The sequence below is a fragment of the Halomonas sp. YLGW01 genome (assembly GCF_014840935.1).
In the GTDB taxonomy this organism is placed as follows: Bacteria; Pseudomonadota; Gammaproteobacteria; order Pseudomonadales; family Halomonadaceae; genus Onishia.
The window spans coordinates 564,519-579,228 of sequence record NZ_CP062005.1 but is presented as its reverse complement, the minus strand read 5'-3'; the positions used below and the strand labels follow the sequence as shown (position 1 = coordinate 579,228).

Annotated in this window: 15 protein-coding genes; 8 read left to right on the top strand and 7 right to left on the bottom strand. The window is 68.3% G+C overall.

Translation table 11 applies throughout. From position 1 onward, the window contains the following. Positions 1–46: 46 nt before the first annotated feature. Together IEJ03_RS02745 and IEJ03_RS02740 are read right to left on the bottom strand one after the other, a co-directional pair. Positions 47–1,261, bottom strand: a complete 1,215-nt coding sequence (locus IEJ03_RS02745) for an aspartate aminotransferase family protein (protein WP_192036199.1) — start codon at positions 1,259–1,261, stop codon at positions 47–49. Positions 1,262–1,376: 115 nt separating this feature from the next. Then, the gene (locus IEJ03_RS02740; RefSeq protein ID WP_192036198.1) at positions 1,377–2,282 is read right to left on the bottom strand and encodes a LysR family transcriptional regulator; all 906 of its coding nucleotides are present in this window, start codon (positions 2,280–2,282) and stop codon (positions 1,377–1,379) included. 166 nt (positions 2,283–2,448) lie between these two features. Between IEJ03_RS02740 and IEJ03_RS02735 the strand changes: the two genes are divergently transcribed. The 7 genes from IEJ03_RS02735 (at position 2,449) to IEJ03_RS02705 (ending at position 9,627) form a co-directional block, all read left to right on the top strand. Further along, positions 2,449–4,383: a ligand-gated channel protein gene (locus IEJ03_RS02735; protein ID WP_192036197.1), complete on the top strand. Its 1,935-nt coding sequence runs from the start codon at positions 2,449–2,451 to the stop codon at positions 4,381–4,383. 129 nt (positions 4,384–4,512) lie between these two features. Beyond that, positions 4,513–4,848 (top strand): DUF2218 domain-containing protein, encoded by a 336-nt coding sequence (locus IEJ03_RS02730; protein WP_192036196.1) that lies wholly within the window; start codon positions 4,513–4,515, stop codon positions 4,846–4,848. Beyond that, entirely contained in the window at positions 4,845–5,777 is a 933-nt protein-coding gene (locus tag IEJ03_RS02725) for an iron-siderophore ABC transporter substrate-binding protein (RefSeq protein ID WP_242458027.1), read from the top strand. Before IEJ03_RS02730 ends, IEJ03_RS02725 begins: the two co-directional genes overlap by 4 nt. A 122-nt stretch (positions 5,778–5,899) precedes the next feature. Continuing rightward, a complete protein-coding gene (locus IEJ03_RS02720; protein ID WP_242458094.1) occupies positions 5,900–6,877 on the top strand; it encodes an iron ABC transporter permease in 978 nt (325 codons plus the stop codon). A gap of 63 nt (positions 6,878–6,940) precedes the next feature. Next, a complete protein-coding gene (locus IEJ03_RS02715) occupies positions 6,941–8,086 on the top strand; it encodes an iron ABC transporter permease (protein ID WP_192036194.1) in 1,146 nt (381 codons plus the stop codon). After that, complete coding sequence (locus IEJ03_RS02710) at positions 8,086–8,952, top strand: ABC transporter ATP-binding protein (protein ID WP_192036193.1); 867 nt, start codon at positions 8,086–8,088, stop codon at positions 8,950–8,952. Before IEJ03_RS02715 ends, IEJ03_RS02710 begins: the two co-directional genes overlap by 1 nt. A gap of 42 nt (positions 8,953–8,994) precedes the next feature. Continuing rightward, complete coding sequence (locus tag IEJ03_RS02705) at positions 8,995–9,627, top strand: class I SAM-dependent methyltransferase (protein ID WP_192036192.1); 633 nt, start codon at positions 8,995–8,997, stop codon at positions 9,625–9,627. Here the strand turns inward: IEJ03_RS02705 and rluF are convergent. The 4 genes from rluF to fabV form a co-directional block, all read right to left on the bottom strand. Continuing rightward, positions 9,607–10,758, bottom strand: coding sequence for a 23S rRNA pseudouridine(2604) synthase RluF (gene rluF, locus IEJ03_RS02700; RefSeq protein ID WP_192036191.1), 1,152 nt, complete (start codon positions 10,756–10,758; stop codon positions 9,607–9,609). The genes IEJ03_RS02705 and rluF overlap by 21 nt on opposite strands. Before the next feature lie 178 nt (positions 10,759–10,936). Further along, positions 10,937–11,911 carry a GlxA family transcriptional regulator gene (locus IEJ03_RS02695; RefSeq protein WP_192036190.1) on the bottom strand — a complete coding sequence of 325 codons (975 nt, stop codon included), beginning with the start codon at positions 11,909–11,911 and terminating at the stop codon, positions 10,937–10,939. Between the two features lie 210 nt (positions 11,912–12,121). Further along, positions 12,122–12,325: a hypothetical protein gene (locus tag IEJ03_RS02690; protein ID WP_192036189.1), complete on the bottom strand. Its 204-nt coding sequence runs from the start codon at positions 12,323–12,325 to the stop codon at positions 12,122–12,124. A gap of 65 nt (positions 12,326–12,390) precedes the next feature. Next, positions 12,391–13,590 (bottom strand): enoyl-ACP reductase FabV, encoded by a 1,200-nt coding sequence (gene fabV, locus IEJ03_RS02685; protein WP_192036188.1) that lies wholly within the window; start codon positions 13,588–13,590, stop codon positions 12,391–12,393. 139 nt (positions 13,591–13,729) lie between these two features. On the opposite strand from fabV, the gene IEJ03_RS02680 reads away from it, so the two are divergent. Then, a complete protein-coding gene (locus IEJ03_RS02680) occupies positions 13,730–14,125 on the top strand; it encodes a hypothetical protein (protein WP_192036187.1) in 396 nt (131 codons plus the stop codon). Between the two features lie 75 nt (positions 14,126–14,200). Here the strand turns inward: IEJ03_RS02680 and IEJ03_RS02675 are convergent, their stop codons facing one another. Beyond that, positions 14,201–14,695: a glutathione peroxidase gene (locus IEJ03_RS02675; protein WP_192037147.1), complete on the bottom strand. Its 495-nt coding sequence runs from the start codon at positions 14,693–14,695 to the stop codon at positions 14,201–14,203. Positions 14,696–14,710 lie beyond the last annotated feature (15 nt).

Here is a 14,710-nt window from a genome sequence, read left to right as displayed (position 1 = left end):
CCATGAGTGGGGGAAGAACCGGGGGCGGAGGCCGTCATGGTCAGGCTCATGCCGCCGCGACGAGCTTTTCGATGGCTCGCTCGAGGCGCGCCATGCCCTCACGGATGTCCTCTTCGGGAATCACCAGCGAGGGCGCCATGCGTAGCACGTTGGGCCCGGCGATCAGCGCCATCAGGCCCTCCTCGATGGCCAGCGGCAGGATGTCCTTGGCGCGGCCCTCAAAGGCGGGAGACATCTCGGCGCCCAGCAGCATGCCCATGCCGCGCACTTCCTTGAATACGCCGTGCTTCTGGTTGATCTCCTCGAGCAGCTCGCGGAACAGCGCGTGGCGACGCTTGACGCCCTCGAGCACCTCGGGGGTGTCGATGAACTCGACCGCGGCCAGCGCCACGGCAGACGCCAGGGCATTGCCGCCGTAGGTGGAGCCGTGGGTACCGATGCCCAGCGCCGGGGCGATGGCGTCGGTGGTCAGCATGGCGCCGACCGGGAAGCCGCCGCCCAGCGACTTGGCGCTGGTCAGGATGTCCGGAGTCACGCCGTATTCCATGTAGGCGTACAGCGAGCCGCTGCGGCCGACACCGGTCTGCACCTCGTCGAAGATCAGCAGCGCCTGGTGCTCGTCGCACAGCGCCCGCACGCCCTCGAGGAACTCCTGGGTGGCCGGCACGATGCCGCCCTCGCCCTGCATCGGTTCGACCATCACCGCACAGGTGTCGTCGCCCATCAGCTCGCGCACCGCCTCGAGATCGTTGAACTCGGCGTGCAGGATGCCGCCCGGCACCGGCCCGAAGCCCTGGGAGTACTTGGGCTGGCCGCCGACGCTGACGGTGAAGAAGGTGCGGCCGTGGAACGACTGGCGGAAGGAGATGATCTTGTCCTTGTGCTCGCCGTGCTCGTTGTAGGCCCAGCGACGCGCCAGCTTGAGCGCCGCCTCGTTGGCCTCGCCGCCGGAGGAGCACAGGAACACCTTGTCGGCGAAGGTGCGCTCGGTAATCGCCTTGGCGAGCTTCAGGGCCGGCTCGTTGGTATAGACGTTGGCCAGGTGCCAGACCTTGTCGGCCTGATCCTTGAGGGCATCGACCAGCACCGGGTGGCAGTGGCCGAGAGCGTTGACGGCGATCCCGCCAGCGAAGTCGATGTACTCGCGGCCTTCCTGATCCCACAGCCGACTGCCCTCCCCGCGCACCGGGATGACTTGCTGGGGCGCGTAGTTGGGCGCCATGTAGCGGTCGAAGTCGCTGCGAGTCGGGGTATAGCTCATGGTCTGTTCCATCCTTTGGGATCTGGGTATTGAAAGAGTATACGGGGGCGTCGTCACGCGGGGCTTTCAGCGATGGGACGGCGAATTATGAAAAGCGGCGGCCGACTGTCGGGTCTCAGCGATCCCGCTGCCAGGCCGGCGGGACCGACTGACGCAGCATCTCAAGAAGGGTTGAGACCCGCCTGGGCCGCTGGCCGAAGGGGTACAGCAGCATCACCGGCAGATCCGCCGGACGCCAGGTCTCGAGGCAAGGCACCAGGTCACCGGGATGCGCCTTCTCGCGCTGCGCGACCATCCAGTCGGGCAACACCCCAAGCCCCCGGCCCCGGGCAATGGCATCGATATGCATGGCGTACTGATCGACCCGCAGCCGCGACGGCGAAGGGGCGACGTCGACGATACCTTCCCGCTCGTGGTGAAGGCCAAGCCCCTCCTCGGCATCCCCCAGCAGATCCACCCAATCATGCCCGGCCAGTTCGCGAGGATGGCCAGGCATCCCACGGCGCGCCAGATAATCCGGGTGTGCATAGAGACGGCGGCTCAGCCGCCCCAGGGTCTCCTGACGCAGGCCACATTCCGGCACCCTCCCCAACCACAGGCATAGCGCCCGATCGTCGCCCGCTGTCGGTACGGCGAACTGGGTTCGCACCTCGAGCCTGACCCCCGGATAGTGCGCCAGGAACGCCTCGGCGCAGGACGCAAACCAGCCGCGCAGAAACACGCTGTGCACGTGCACGGTGAGCTCCCCGCTGACCGCCTCCTTGAGCTCATCCAGCGCCTGGTGACTCTGCCGGGCCAGCTGCTGGAGCTGATGGCAATAGCGCAGGAAGACCTCGCCCGCCTCGGTGGCGATCATGCGATTGGACTGGCGGCGCAGCAGCGGCTGGCCCAGGTGGCCCTCCAGCTGATGGATGCGTCGGCTGAGCGTCGACTTGGACACCCCCAGCCGCGTGGCGCTGCGGGAAAGGCTGCCATCCTCCATGACCGCGGCAAAGGCGGCCAGCTCATCGAAATCGTACATATCCAGGGCGTCTTCCGTTGGTCGGGATCGAGCATTTGTCGGGGCGGACATTGGTCGGGATCGAGCCGTTGCAGGAATTGCAACGCGGCGTCGCAGGACATCTGACCTGAAGCCATGGAATAATGCAAATGACAAAGATTCGCATTACTATAAAGCAAGGGGCAACATGGCTTCTCCATATCGCAAGACACTGCTCGGCCTGGCAGTGGCCGGGTTTGGTGCCACGGCACAGGCCGCCGACGAGGTGGCCCTGGATGACGTCGTGGTCACGGCCGCGGGTTACGAACAGCAGACCAAGGACGCCCCGGCCTCGATCAGCGTGCTGACACGAGAGGATCTGGAGGAACGCTACTACCAGGACGTCACCGATGCCCTGCGCGACGTGCCCGGCGTGATCGTCACCGGCGGCGGCGCCTCCAAGGACATCAGCCTGCGCGGCATGCCCGCCGACTACACCCTGCTGCTGGTCGACGGCAAGCCGCAAAGCAGCCGCGAGACCCGCCCCAACAGCGACGGCCCCGGCATCGAACAGGGCTGGCTGCCGCCGCTCGCAGCCATCGAACGCATCGAGGTGGTGCGCGGCCCCATGTCGACCCTCTACGGCTCCAACGCCATCGGCGGCGTGATCAACGTGATCACCCGCAAGGTCGCCGACGACTGGCATGGCAACCTGCAGACTCAGACCGTGCTCCAGGAAGACAGCGCCTCCGGCGACAGCCAGCAGACCAACGTCTATCTCAGCGGCCCCCTCGCACCTGGCCTGCTAGGCCTGCAGGTCTATGGCCAGACCAGCACCCGGGACGAGGACGAGATCCCGGGCGGCCATGCCGAAAGCGACCTTGGCAGCCTCAACGCGCGCCTGACCCTGACCGCCAGCGACGATCATGATCTCGCCCTCGAGGCCGGCCGCTCCGAACAGACCCGCGAGGCCAGGCTCGGGCGCTCGGCCGCCGACGCCAGCGACGCGGTGGACCAGGACTATACCCGCGAGCACCTCGCCCTGAGCCATGACGGGCGCTGGGACCTCGGCACCAGCGAAAGCTATGTGCAGCGCGAGGTCAACGAGAACACCTCCCGCGAGATGACGATCACCACTACCACCGCCAAGTCCAGCCTGGTGATGCCGCTTGCGGCTCATATCGTGACCCTCGGCGCCAGCCTCGAAGAGGAACGCCTCGAGGACAGGACCTCCAATCAGGCCTCGGATCTTGAAGAACTCGAGGCGACCCAATGGGCGCTGTTCGTCGAGGACGAGTGGATGCTGGCCCGCGACTGGTCGCTCACCGGCGGGCTGCGCCTGGACGACAACGAGAACTACGGCAGCCATATCAGCCCGCGCCTCTACAGCGTGTGGAACCTGGCACCCCGCTGGACCCTCAAGGGGGGCGTCTCGACCGGCTATCGCTCGCCGAGCCTGCGTGAGCTGAGCCCCGGCTGGGCCCAGATCAGCCGCAGCGGCAATGTCTACGGCAACCCTGATCTCGAACCGGAGACCTCCCTCAATAAGGAGATGGCGCTGCTCTATGCCGCGCGGGGCGGGCTCAATGCCGGCGTCACCGTCTTCCACAACGACTTCAAGGACAAGATTACTCGCATCGCCTGTCCGAGCGACGTCTGCACCGCGGGCCCCAACCAGTTCGGCGCCGCCCCCACCTACCGCGTCAACGTCGACGAGGCTGTCACCCGGGGGGTCGAGCTGTCCCTGTCGACGCCGCTTGGCGATAGCGTCGAGGCCACGGCCAGCTACACCTACACCGACTCCGAACAGAAGACCGGTGAATACGAAGGCGAGCCGCTGACCCAGCTGCCCAAGCACCTGGCCACCCTGTCGCTCGACTGGCAGGCCTCCCGGCGCCTGAGCCCCTGGGCCCGGGTGAGCTATCGCGGCGAGGAAAGCCAGCCCAACACCGGCCCCTCCCAGGATGCCACCGTCGCGCCCTCCTACACCTTCGTCGACACCGGTCTTGGCTACCAGCTGACCGAACAGGCCAAGCTCAACCTCGGGGTCTACAACCTCTTCGACAAGGAGGTGGGCTTCGACGAGTACGGCTATGTCGAGGACGGCCGTCGCTACTGGCTGGGCCTGAACATCGATTTCTGATCCAAGCCCACAAACGCTCGGCACGCGACCCGGGGCCGTGCCGGGCCCATGCTTGCCGATCACCGTTCCGCATTCACCGTTTTCTATTTCACCCTTTTTTCCCTCACCACCAACACAGGAGAGCCCCTCATGTTTGCAACGCATGCGCGGGTCGCCACCGAAAACCCGTCAACTCAGCTCAAGAAGCTCTGCCGCCACTTTGCCCACAAGCTGGAGGTCTCTTTCGACGACACCCAGGGCGAGATCCGCTTTCCCTTCGGCCTGACCCGGCTCGAGATCCGCGATCAGACGCTGGTGCTCACAGGCCAGGCGGACGACGAGGCCAGGCTCGAACAACTCAAGAAGGTGACCGCCGATCACCTGCTGCGCTTCGCCCACAAGGAGTCCCTGACGGTCGACTGGCAGCCCGGCGCCCCGGCCATCGAACGCCCACATGCCAGCGAGCATGCGGCGGGAGAGGCATGATGCGGATCATTGGACGTCACCGGGGCAAGGCCCTTTCCACCCTGCTAGCGGGCCTCGGGCTTGGCCTGCTGCTGGCGGCCTCGCCAGCGTCGGCCCGCACCCTGAACACCGCCTACGGCGAGGTCAGCGTCGAGGGCCAGCCCAAGCGCGTGGTAACGCTCTATGAAGGCGCCCTGGACGCCGCCCTGACCGCCGGGGTGACGCCCCTGGCCGCCATCGCCACCCGCGGCGGGGACGATGTGGCTAGCTATCTACAGGAGCGAACGGAAGGCATCGCCATCATCGGCACCGCGCGAGAGACCAACCTCGAGGCCGTCATCGCCCAGCGTCCCGACATCATCCTCGCCCCGGCGCGCCTGCCCGAGGCGCAGTATCGGCTGCTGTCGAAGCTCGCCCCGACCCTGGTGCCCGACGTCGCGCCCTTTTCCGCAGGCGCCTGGAAGCAGGAGGCGCGCTTCTTCGCCAAGGCGCTGGGCCGCGAAGCGCCCGTCGAGGCCGCCATCAAGGCCGTGGAAGTAAAGGCCGCCGAGCTACGCGAGCACGCCGCAAGCGGCCAGACGGCAAGCCTGGCCCGCTGGATGCCCCAGGGAGCCCTGGTGATGTCGCCCAAGCTCTTTGCCACCGGCCTGCTCAAGGCAAGCGGCTTCACCGTCATCGGCGGCGACAGCGTGCCCGAGGGCCGCCCGCACAGCGACCCGCTGAGCCTCGAGAACCTCTCGCGCCTCGACGGCGACTGGCTGTTCATGGCCACCCTCGACGCCGAGGGCGAGTCGGCCCTGGCCGCCGCCATGGATTCCCCCGCCTTCGCTCGCCTGGACGTGGCCAAGCGTGATCGGGTGGTGCCGGTGGATGGCCAGCTGTGGACCAGCGCCTCCGGGCCACTGGCCGCCAGCGCCATCCTCGACGACATCGAAACGGCACTGCCATGAGGCAAAGACGCTGGGGCGAGCCGCGCGGGCCCGATGCTGCGCTAAAGGCCACGCCCGCTGCTGCTCTCGTTGACACCCCTGACGATGCTCCCCGCGGGGAGCGTCGTCATGCCTGGGTGATCATCGGGCTGTGGCTGGTCGCGGTGCTGGCCGTACTGAGTGTGGCGAGCCTTGTGATCGGCGCCGGCGAGATCGGCCCCCTGACGTCGCTTGCCACCCTGCTGGATCCTTCGATGGGCAGCGAGGAAGCGCACTTCGTGATCTTCGAGCTGCGTGGGCCCCGCACCCTGGTCGGGCTGGCCGTGGGCGCCGCCCTCGGCGTGGCCGGCGCCCTGCTGCAGGCGGTCGCCCGCAATCCGCTCGCCGAGCCGGGCCTGCTTGGCGTCAGTGCCGGCAGCACCTTCGCCATCGCCCTGGCGCTGATGCTTGGCGCCAGCGCCGCCACCCTGCGGGTGTCGGTGGCCCAGCTCGGCGCCCTTGGGGGCTGTGCCTGCGTGCTTGCCGCCAGTCGCCTCAATGCCGTGGGTCACGACCCGATTCGCCTGGTGCTCACCGGCGCGGTGCTGTCCGGCCTGCTGGTGGCGCTGACCTCGCTGATGCTGCTTTTGGATCAGCGCGCCGCCGACGAGATCCGTTTCTGGCTGGTCGGCAGCCTGGCCGGCCGTCACCTCGCCGATCTGCAGGCGATCCTGCCAAGCCTGGCGCTGGCCGCGGCCATCACCCTGGCCATCGGCCGCCCCCTTTCGGCACTGGCGCTCGGTGAGCGGGTCGCCATGGGGCTTGGTCATCACCCCCGGCGGGTCAGGCTGCTGGCGGTGGTCGTGGTGGCGCTGCTGGTGGGGGCGGCCACCGCGGTGGCCGGTCCCATTGCCTTCGTCGGCCTGGTGGTGCCCTTCGCCGCCCGTGCGCTGGCCGGCCCGGACATCCGCCGTACCCTGTGGCTGGCGCTGGCGCTGGGGCCCATCGTGGTCCTCGCCGCCGACATCGTCGCCCGGGTGCTCGTGCCGCCCTCGGAGCTGTCGCTTGGCGTGATCACCGCGCTGATCGGCGCCCCGGTCCTGGTGCTTGTGGTGCGCGCCCGCCGTCTGCCGACCCTGTGAGCCCTGAACCGTGACGCCAGCTCAACGTTTCCTGACTCGTGCCACCCGAGATGTCCACACTCCATGAACACTAGCCCCTCCCCTTCGCTCGTGGCTCTGAACGACCTATCCGGCGCCAGCGCCGGCTCACCGGGCGACACCCGGCACCATGCGCCGACCATCAGGCCGCCCGCCGGCTACTGGCGGCTCGCCCTGCCCGTCGTGGGCAGCGACGCGGCGATCCTCATCGATCGGCGCGCCCTTGCCGCCAACCTCGGCCTGGCCCTCGCCCTGCTGGCCCTTGGCGGACTGTCGCTGTGCCTGGGCAGCGTGACGCTGTCGCCGCTGGAGGCGGCCCGCACGCTACTCGGCCAGGGCGGCGCGATGGACAAGCTTCTGGTGCGAGAGCTGCGCCTGCCCAGGCTGGCCGCCGGCATCGCCACCGGCGCCGCCTTCGCCCTGTCCGGCTGCCTGATGCAGACCCTGGCCCGCAACCGCCTGGCCACGCCCGGCATCATCGGCATCGACAACGGCGCCACCGCCTTCGCGGTGGCCTCGGTGGTCGGGCTGGGCACCAGTCTCGCCCCGCCGGCCCTGGCCCTTGTCGGGGCAGCCACCGCCACCGCCCTGACCTTCGGCCTGGCCGGTGGCATCGGCACCCGGGGCTACCGCTTCATCGTCGCCGGGATCGGCGTCGGTGCGGTGTTCGGAGCCCTGACCCAGCTGATGCTGGCCCGGGTCGATATCGACACCGCCAACGCCACCTACCCCTGGACGGTGGGCAGCCTGAATGCCCGCGATCCTGACTCGCTCTGGGTGCTGGGCGCGGCGCTTGCGATCGGCCTGCTGATGGCCAGGCGCCTTTCCCGGGCCCTTAACGTGCTGCGCTTCTCCGACGGCGTGGCCGCGGGGCTCGGCATCCGGGTTCGGCGCTGTCGCCGCTGGGCGCTGATGATTTCGGTGGCGCTCACGGCGCTTGCCGTCGCGGTGGCAGGCCCGGTGGGCATGGTGGCCCTGATCGGCCCCGAGCTGGCCCGTCATGTCTCGTCGCCGCGGGGCGTGCCGCTGCTGGGCTCGGCGCTGGCCGGCGCCCTGGTGATGGTGAGCGCCGACCTCGCCGGCCGGCTGATGCTCGCGCCGCTGGAGGTTCCGGTCGGCATCGTCACCGCCGTGATCGGCGGCCCCGTCCTGCTATGGATACTGTTGCGCCCCAATCGGAGGACCCCCTGATGCATTCCGCCCCCCAGGCGCCGCTCGGCGCCCAGCGACTTCGCCTCGGCTACGGCCGCGGCAAGGACCGCCAGGTCGTCATCGAGAATCTCGACCTCGCCCTGCCACAAGGCCAGGTCACCGCCATCGTCGGCCCCAACGGCTGCGGCAAGTCGACCCTACTGGCCGGTCTCGCCCGCCTGCATGCTCCCCAACAGGGTGCGGTGCAGCTGGACGGCCGGGACATCCAGCGCCTGCCGGCCCGGGAGCTGGCCCGGCGCCTGGCGCTGCTGCCCCAGGAGACTCACGCCCCCGAAGGCCTGACCGTCACCGAGCTGATCCGCTTCGGCCGCCAGCCCCATCAGGGCGTGCTCCGGCAGTGGTCCGGCGAGGACGAACGGGTGGTCGAGGCGGCGCTTTCGGCGGCCAATCTCACGGATCTCGCCGACCGGACGCTGGATGCCATGTCCGGCGGACAGCGTCAGCGAGCCTGGATCGCCATGGCGATCGCCCAGCAGACGCCGCTCTTGCTGCTCGACGAGCCGACCTCGGCGCTGGATCTGGGCCACCAGATCGAGGTCTTCGAGCTGGTGCGCGGCCTCGCCGCCGCCGGCAAGACGGTGGTCATGGTAGTCCACGATCTGGACAGCGCCTGCCGCTTCGCCGACCACCTGGTGGCCATGCAGGCCGGGCGCATCGTCACCGCAGGCGCCCCCCGCCAGGTGGTCACCGAGGACCTGGTCCGCGAGCTCTACGGCATCGACTGCACGCTGCTCAGTGATCCCGCCACCGGTAGCCCGATCCTTGCCAACATGCGCCGCACCGACGCGCCACTGGCAGGCGGCAGCGATCGCCCCTCTTCTCAGGCTCGCAACACTGGCGCATGATGCAGGGAAAGCGGGATCAGGCGATCGAAAGGAGACGTCGCGATGTTCAACACCACCGGATGGAACCGGCTGCGCTACAGCCTCTACGCCCCGGTCTACGATGCTGTGGCCGATCGGGCCTTTCGCCGCGCCAGGCGCCAGGCGCTGTCCGCGGTGGACTGGCGGCCTGGCCAGCGGGTGCTGATCGTCGGGGCCGGCACCGGGCTCGACCTGCCCTGGCTGCCCCGCAGCATCGAAGTGCATGGCACCGACCTCGCCCCGGCCATGGTGCGCCGCTTTCAGGCACGGGCCGACCACCTGGGCATCGATGCCAGCGCCCGGGTGATGGACGCCGAGCGCCTCGACTACCCGGACGGCCACTTCGACGTGGTGATCATGCACCTGATCCTCGCGGTGATGCCGCATCCCGAGCAGGGCCTGCGTGAGGCCCGACGGGTGCTCGCCGAGGACGGTCAGCTGTGCGTGCTGGACAAGTTCCAACCCGATGCCCGCCCGGCAGGCCCGGGGCGGCGCGCCCTGAACCTGGTGACCAGCGCCATCGCCACCGACATTACCCGTCAGGCCCGGCCGCTGCTGGAAGGCGCCGGCTTCGCGATCGAGAACGACGAGCCGGTGATGATGGGCGAGCTGTTTCGCGCCCTGCTGGCGCGAAAGTCAGGAACGCCCGCGCGGTGAGCGGCGCGCGGGCCGGCCACCAGCCTTGCTCGGCCCTTTCTTGCTGAATCCAGCCTTGTCCTGACCGCCCTTGCCTGTTGGCTTGCCGGCGCCCGGTTTTCCCGCCTGCTTGATCGCGCGCTTGGGCTTGGCACCCTGGCCCTCGCCGGGCTTGCCCGCTGCCGATTTCCCCGCCTGCTTGATCGCCCGCTTGGGCTTGGCGGCGGGCTTGCCCTGCGCTGACTGACTCTGGCCCGCCTTGCCCTGCCCCGGCTTACGCTGTCCAGGCCCGGCGGTCCGCTTGGCGCCGGGCTTGGCCGCACCCGATTTGCCGGAGCCTTGTTTACCAGCGCCTGGCTTCCCAGCCCCTTGCTTACCAGATCCTGGCTTAGCGGGCTTGGCCTTGCGCTTAGGCAGCGAGGCATCTTCGGTCTTGCGCGAATCGCCGAGCATACCCTCGAGGGTGGCCATCTCCTGATCGCTCAGCTCGCGCCACTGGCCGGTTGAAAGCCCGGTCAGGCGGATATTCATCAGCCGCACCCGCTTCAGGTAGGTGACCTCATAGCCCAGGTACTCGGTCATGCGGCGGATCTGACGATTGAGGCCCTGCGTCAGCACGATGGTGAAGCTGTCGGGCCCGGTCTGGCGCACCGGACAGGGCTGGGTCACGGTGCCGAGAATCGGAATGCCGGCGCCCATGCGCTCGATGAAGCGGGCGTCGATGGGCCGATCGACCCGCACCTGGTATTCCTTCTCGTGGGCGTTGCCGGCCCGCAGGATCTTGTTGACGATATCGCCGTCGTTGGTCAGCAGGATCAGGCCCTGGGAGGGCTTGTCGAGCCGCCCGATGGGGAAGATGCGCTCGGGGTAGTTGACCGCCTCGACGATGTTGGTGGGATCGGCAGGATCGGTGGTGCAGGTCACGCCGACCGGCTTGTTGTAGAGCAGATAGACCGGCCGAGGCTTCGGGCGCAGTGGCTTGCCGCGCACCGTGACCCGGTCGGCATCGGTCACGCGCATGCCCATCTCGGCACGACGGCCGTTGACCTTCACCGCCCCTTCCTCGATCAGCCGGTCGGCCTCGCGGCGCGACACGATGCCGGTCTCGCTGATGAACTTGTTGAGGCGGGTATCGCTTGCGTCGAGTGCCATGGGGAAACCGTGGAGAGTCGGGGCATGACGCGGGCGTCGAGACGGGGCTCGACCATCGCCGCATCCTGCGTGTATGAATGTCGGCCAATGGTAGCGTCCCCGGCCGCCCGCGCCCAGCGGCGCCGGCGGATGGCCGCCTCTGATCCGCAGGTCAGGGGCTCGAGTCAGGAGTGGCCATTCAGCCCAGGCGTTCTTCCCGGGGCGTCATGCCGAAATGATTGCGGTAGGCGGTGGAGAAGTGAGCGCCGGAAGAGAAGCCGGTCTGCAGGGCGATATCACCCACCGCCCGGTCGCTCTCGCGCAGGAGCTTGCGGGCCTCCTGGAGGCGCAGGTCGAGGTAGTAGCGGCTCGGCACCGCCTGCAGATACTTCTTGTACAGCCGCTCGAGCTGGCGCCGGGAGATGCCCAGGTGCTCGGCCAGCTCATGGGTGGTCAGCGGCTCCTCGATGTTGGCCTCCATCAGCGCCACCGCATCGATCAGGCTCTGGGGGGCATGGCCGAGTCGGGAGCGCAGCGGCACATGCTGGGGCTCGTCGGCCATGCGGATGCGCTCGCAGACGAAGTGCTCGGAGACCTTCTCGGCCAGGCGCTGGCCGTGATGCATGCCGATCAGGGTCATCACCATGTCCATGGCCGAGGTGCCGCCACCGCAGGTCAGCCGATCCCGGTCGATCTCGAAGAGCTGCGGCGAGAGGTTGATGCGCGGATGCTCCTGCCCCACCGCCTCGACCCGCTGCCAGGGCAGGGTCGCCCGGTAACCGTCGAGGACCCCGGCTCGGGCCAGCACCTCCGCGCCGCCGGCGATGCCGCCGAGCACCACTCCCCGCCCCGCCAGACGCTTGAGCCAGTCGGCGAGGCTCGCCGGCAGCGAGGCGGCCAAGGGGCTCGGCGCGCAGACCAGCAGCAGGTCGAGATCCCGGTCGTCGTCTCCGGCGCCGAGCTGTGGCGAGAGCGAGAGCTCGGCGGCACTGGTCACCGACCGGGCATCGAGGCTGAAGGCCACCGGCGCATAGAGCCGCCGACCGGCTAGCTGGCTGGCCACCGCCAGGGGCTCCAGCGCACAGGCCTGTGCCAGCAGCGAGAAGCCGGGCAGCAGCAGCACCCCGACCTGGCGCGGGGGCCGGGCCGAAGGCTCGAGAGAAAGGTCATGCATCGCGGGTCGCCATTTTCCATCCAGCGCGGGAAGAACATCATAGGGCATCGCCGCGACGGCGACAGCCGAACCGGCCGTCGCCCGGGGCGACGATGAAACTTGCGGTGCCAGCATGAAAAACGCCCGCAGAGGCGGGCGTTGGCAGCAGACGGCCGCCGACTGAAGGTCACAGTTAGGCGGCGAACCGCCCCGAAAAAGCGCGGCGGGCGCTCAGCCCTTCAGCATCACGAAGGCCACGCCGGCAACCAGCACCAGGCCGACCACCACCGGCAGAATCCAGTGCAGGCCGTGGGCGGATTCCTGTGCCTCGGCCTGCAGTTCATCAGGCTCCGGATGCTCGAAGTCTTCGGGCTGGCTGACTTCCTTGAAGTGCTGAAGCTCTTCCTCGGGCATCTGGCTGGTTCGTGTATCCATCACCCACCTCCGTGGTCGCTGTGTCGTTGCCGAGCAGAGACCCTCGCAGGCGTGCGACAAGCCTCTTACAGGCTTACGACATCGAAATTCGCCACAGGGTCCACATCGGCATCGTAGTCGACATCGTCACGCTCGAAGCCGAACAGCTTGAGGAACTCGTGCTTGTAGCCAGCATAGTCGGTGATGTCGAACAGGTTCTCGGTGGTCACCTGGGGCCACAGGTCCTGGCAAGCCTGCTGGATATCGTCACGCAGCTCCCAGTCGTCCAGCCGCAGGCGACCGACCTCGTCGGTGGCCGCCGGGGCACCCGCGTAGAGGGCCTCGCCGTAGAGACGGTTAAGCTGCTCGATGGTGCCCTCGTGCAGGCCCTGCTCCTTCATCACCTTGTAGACCATGGCGATGTAGAGCGGCATGACCGGGATGGCGGCGCTGGCCTGGGTGACCACGGATTTCAGCACCGCCACGTTGGCGCCGCCGTCGGTCGCCTTGAGCTTGGCGTCGATGGCGTGGGCGGCGCGGTCCAGGTCTTCCTTGGCCTTGCCCAGGGCGCCATGCCAGTAGATCGGCCAGGTGATCTCGGTGCCGATATAGCTGAAGGCGACGCTCTTGGCGCCCGGAGCCAGCACGCCTGCCTCGTCGAGGGCCTGCATCCAAAGCTCCCAGTCCTCGCCGCCCATCACGGTGATGGTGTCCTGGATTTCTTCGTCGCTCGCCGGCTCGACCTCGGCCTCGATGATGGCGTCCTTGTTGGTGTCGATGGCGGTGGCGCGGTAGGTCTCGCCGATCGGCTTGAGCACCGAGCGCTTCATCTCACCGCTGTCGGGCAGCTTGCGCACCGGGGAGGCCAGCGAGTAGACCACCAGATCGACCTGGCCCATGTCCTGCTTGATCAGTTCGATGGCCTTGTCGCGCGCCTCGTGGGAGAAGGCATCGCCGTTGATCGACTTGCTGTACAGGCCCTCAGCCTTGGCGAACTTGTCGAAGGCGGCCGAGTTGTACCAGCCGGCGGTGCCCGGCTTCTTCTCGGTGCCGGGCTTCTCGAAGAACACGCCCAGGGTGTCGGCGCCATAGCCGAAGGCCGCGGTGATGCGCGCCGACAGGCCGTAGCCGCTGGAGGCCCCGATCACCAGCACCTTCTTGGGTCCGCTCGCCTTGTCCAGACCACGCGCCCTGGTGGCTTCGATCTGCTCGAGGACGTTCTTCTCGCAGCCGACGGGATGAGTGGTGGTGCAGATGAAACCGCGAACCTTCGGTTTGATGATCACAGGCAACCTCGACAGTCGGTGATATAAGAGTATTCAAAATGACAGTGGTGCATATTCTAGCGGCTCGGCGCGCGAGTGTCCGCCCCTTGAGTCAGCCGCGCCCATCGCCGAAGATGCCCCCTCAACCGAGAGGATAGTCATGGACACCCAAACCCTGGTCGACCTGCGCTCCCCCCTGTGGCTCGCCCTGGCGCCCTTGTGGCTCGAGCGCGAGCCCCGCGAGAGCGACTATGCCCATATGGTCGAGGTCATCGAACGCCATGACCTGACCCTCAAGGAGCTGGAGTGGATCTTTCGCCTGGAGCTGGCGCCGGTGCTGGCGCGCCACCAGCTGTCGGTGGCCGGCGAGTGGCGCCGCTTCGATGACCGGCAGCTGGTCGCCCAGCTGGTGGCCCATCACAAGCGGCTGACCGGCTGGCGTCGCAAGATGTGGCTGCTGTTCTCGGGGCTGACCACCATGATGACCCGCCACCGCTGGAACGAGCTGATGTCGCGGGTGATGGTGGCACGTGGCGAGGCCCCGGAGTCGCCCTGACAGGGTGGCGGCGCCGTCGCGAGAACCGTCAGTGAGAGGCCCGGGCGCCTCGGGCCGTCCAAGCTCGGGCCGATCCTAGGCCGAGAAAGGCGCGTCCAGCGCTTCCTCCAGCGCCGTGCGGATCGCCCGGGCCCCGTCACGGGGGCCGAAGCGGCGGATCACCTGCCCCTCGCGACCGACCAGGAACTTGGTGAAGTTCCACTTGATCATGGTGGTGCCGAGCACCCCCGGCGCCTGGCGGCGCAGCTCAAGGAACAACGGGTGCGCCCCCGCGCCATTGACCTGGACCTTCTCAAGCAGCGGAAAGGTCACCCCGAACTCCTGCTCGCCGAAGGCACAGAAGGCCCGCGCCGATTCCGGCGACTGGTGGGCGAACTGGTTGCAGGGAAAGCCGAGCACCATGAAGCCCCGATCGCGATAGCGCCGGTAGAGGCCCTCGAGCTCCTTGAGCTGGGGCGTGAAACCGCAGCGGCTGGCGACATTCACCACCAGCAGCACCTGCCCCCGCAGGGCCAACAGGTTGAAGGGGTCGCCCGCGGGAGTCTGACAGTCGATGTCGTGGATATGCATGGCGAGCACCGGTCC